The organism is Nocardia lasii (genome assembly GCF_042658545.1).
Taxonomy (GTDB): domain Bacteria; phylum Actinomycetota; class Actinomycetes; order Mycobacteriales; family Mycobacteriaceae; genus Nocardia; species Nocardia lasii.
This window is the reverse complement of the sequence record NZ_JBHSQN010000013.1, coordinates 106,245-108,741: the sequence shown is the minus strand read 5'-3', so window position 1 is coordinate 108,741 and position 2,497 is coordinate 106,245. Positions and strand designations below refer to the sequence as shown.

Genomic DNA, 2,497 nt, shown 5'->3' with positions numbered 1-2,497 from the left:
GCCACCAGCATCTCGTAGGCCGACTCCCGGTCGATGCTCTGCCCGTATTTCCCCTGCAGCGCACTCGATAGCGCCGCGGCCTTGATCCGCTCGGCACCGATGGTGTCCATCAGCGAACGCGGCGGCACGATCTCGGTCCAGGCGACCGGGGTCGGCGCGCCGGTCTCGGACAGTACCGTGACGATCGCCTCACCGGTCCCCAACGAGGTCAGCGCCTCCTCGAGGTCGTAGACCGCCGACTTCGGATACGTGCGCACCGTCTTCGACAGCGCCTTCTGATCGTCGGGTGTGAACGCGCGCAGCGCGTGCTGAATCCGCGCCCCGAGCTGGGAGAGCACCGGATTGGGAATGTCGGTGGGCAACTGTGTGCAGAAGAACACACCCACCCCCTTGGACCGGATCAACTTCACCGTCTGCTCGACCTGCTGCAGAAACGCCTTGGACGCCTCGGCGAACAGCAGGTGCGCCTCGTCGAAGATGAACACCAGCTTCGGCCTGTCCACATCGCCCACCTCGGGCAGCGTCTGGAACAGATCCGCCAGCACCCACATCAGAAACGTCGAGAACAGCGCGGGCTGCCCCGCCTGTTGACCGAGTTCGAACAGCGTGATCACGCCCTGCCCACCCGCCGTGCGCAGCAGATCGGCCGGGTCGAGTTCGGGTTCGCCGAAGAACGTGTCGCCGCCCTCGGCCTCGAGGTTGACCAGTGCCCGCAGGATCACCCCCGCCGTCTGCGCCGACACCCCACCGATCCCCTCGAGCTCCTCCTTCCCTTCCGGGCTGGTCAGGTGGGTGATCACCGCGCGCAGGTCCTTCAGATCAAGCAGGGCGAGACCGCGCTGATCGGCCCAGTGGAAGATCAGCCCGAGCGTCGATTCCTGGGTGGCGTTGAGGCCGAGCACCTTGCTGAGCAGGATCGGACCGAACGAGGTGATCGTCGCCCGGATCGGCACCCCGATGCCGTCGGTGCCCAGCGAGACGAACTCGGTCGGGAACGCGCTCGGCGCCCAGTCGCTCGCCCCGGTCTCGGCCGCACGCGCCCTGATCTTGTCGGTATCGGCACCCGGCGCGCTCAACCCCGACAGGTCACCTTTGACATCGGCCAGCACCACGGGCACGCCCGCGCGCGACAGCTGTTCGGCGATCCCCTGCAACGTCTTGGTCTTCCCGGTACCGGTGGCGCCCGCGACGAGACCGTGCCGATTCATCATCCGCAACGGAATACGCACGCGCGCACCGGGATCGACCACCCCGTCGACCATCACCGTGCCGAGTTCGAGAGCGGGCCCGTCGAAGACGTAACCCGCCGCGATCTCAGCGGCCGCACCGGAGCCAGGCGATCCGGCGGATGTCGCCGACCCAACCCCGGATTCCCCACTCGCGGAAGCAGATTCGCCGTCATCCTCGCCCGCTTCACCCGGCGTCGCGGCCGATTCCGCACTCGCCGCCTCCCGCTCGGCGGCCTCCGCGGCCGCCATCGCCGCCGCGGCCACCCGCGCCGCTTCCTCGGCCGCCCTCCGTGCCGCCGCCGCTTTCTCCTGGGGAGTGGTCATTCGCGCGCCTCCGTCCGCTCAGACAGTTCGAGGCAAACTGTATCCGGGCAGGTCATCCCGGTGGCGGACATCGGCCGACGCCACCGGCAAACGCGTCTCGCCTCGCCCACGCGACACACCTGCCGACCGGGCGCGCCACCCCACCATTAGGGTGACTCAGGTGTCAGACAAACTCCTGGTCTGGATGGATTGCGAAATGACGGGGCTCCGTCTCGACAGCGACAAGCTGATCGAGATCGCCGCGCTCGTAACCGACAGCGACCTCAACATTCTCGGTGACGGTGTCGACATCGTCATCCACGCCGACGACGCCTCCCTGGCCTGCATGCCCCCGGTCGTCGCGACCATGCACGCGAAATCCGGTCTGACCGAAGAGGTTCGACGCTCCACCGTCACCCTCGAGCAGGCCCAGCAGCAGGTTCTCGACTACATCCGCGAGTACGCGCCCAACCCGCGCACGGTGCCACTGTGCGGCAACTCGATCGGCACCGACCGCGGTTTCATCGCCCGCGACATGCCCGAACTCGACGCGCACCTGCACTACCGGATGGTCGACGTGAGTTCGATCAAGGAGCTGTGCCGTCGCTGGTACCCACGCATCTACTTCGGTCAGCCGGAGAAGGGCCTGGCCCACCGCGCGCTGGCCGACATCAAGGAATCCATCCGCGAACTCGAGTACTACCGGCGCACCGCGTTCGTGCCGCTGCCCGGTCCCTCGCCCGCCGAGATCGCCACGGCCGCCCAGGAGGCCGTCGACGCGGTGGATGTGACCGGTTCGAGCCCGCTACCAGCGGATTAGGGCCTAGCGCCGAACACACGCTAGTATCGACGGCGCCGGTGATTCACCGGCGATGGTGACCGTAGTTCAGTTGGTAGAGCACCAGGTTGTGATCCTGGCTGTCGCGGGTTCGAGTCCCGTCGGTCACCCCGAACAGAAGGCCCGG

At 67.6% G+C, this 2,497-nt stretch carries 2 protein-coding genes and 1 tRNA gene; 2 read left to right on the top strand and 1 reads right to left on the bottom strand.

Features of this window, described 5'->3' with window-relative positions:
* On the bottom strand, window positions 1-1,553 hold a 1,553-nt coding region (locus ACFP3H_RS18835; protein WP_378608408.1), incomplete at its 3' end, for a helicase HerA-like domain-containing protein.
* A 160-nt stretch (window positions 1,554-1,713) separates the two neighbouring features.
* Here ACFP3H_RS18835 and orn point away from each other — a divergent pair.
* Both orn and ACFP3H_RS18825 read left to right on the top strand, forming a co-directional pair.
* Complete coding sequence (orn, locus tag ACFP3H_RS18830) at window positions 1,714-2,352, top strand: oligoribonuclease (protein WP_378607834.1); 639 nt, start codon at window positions 1,714-1,716, stop codon at window positions 2,350-2,352.
* 55 nt (window positions 2,353-2,407) lie between these two features.
* A tRNA-His gene (locus tag ACFP3H_RS18825) sits at window positions 2,408-2,480 on the top strand.
* The last annotated feature ends 17 nt before the right edge of the window (window positions 2,481-2,497 follow it).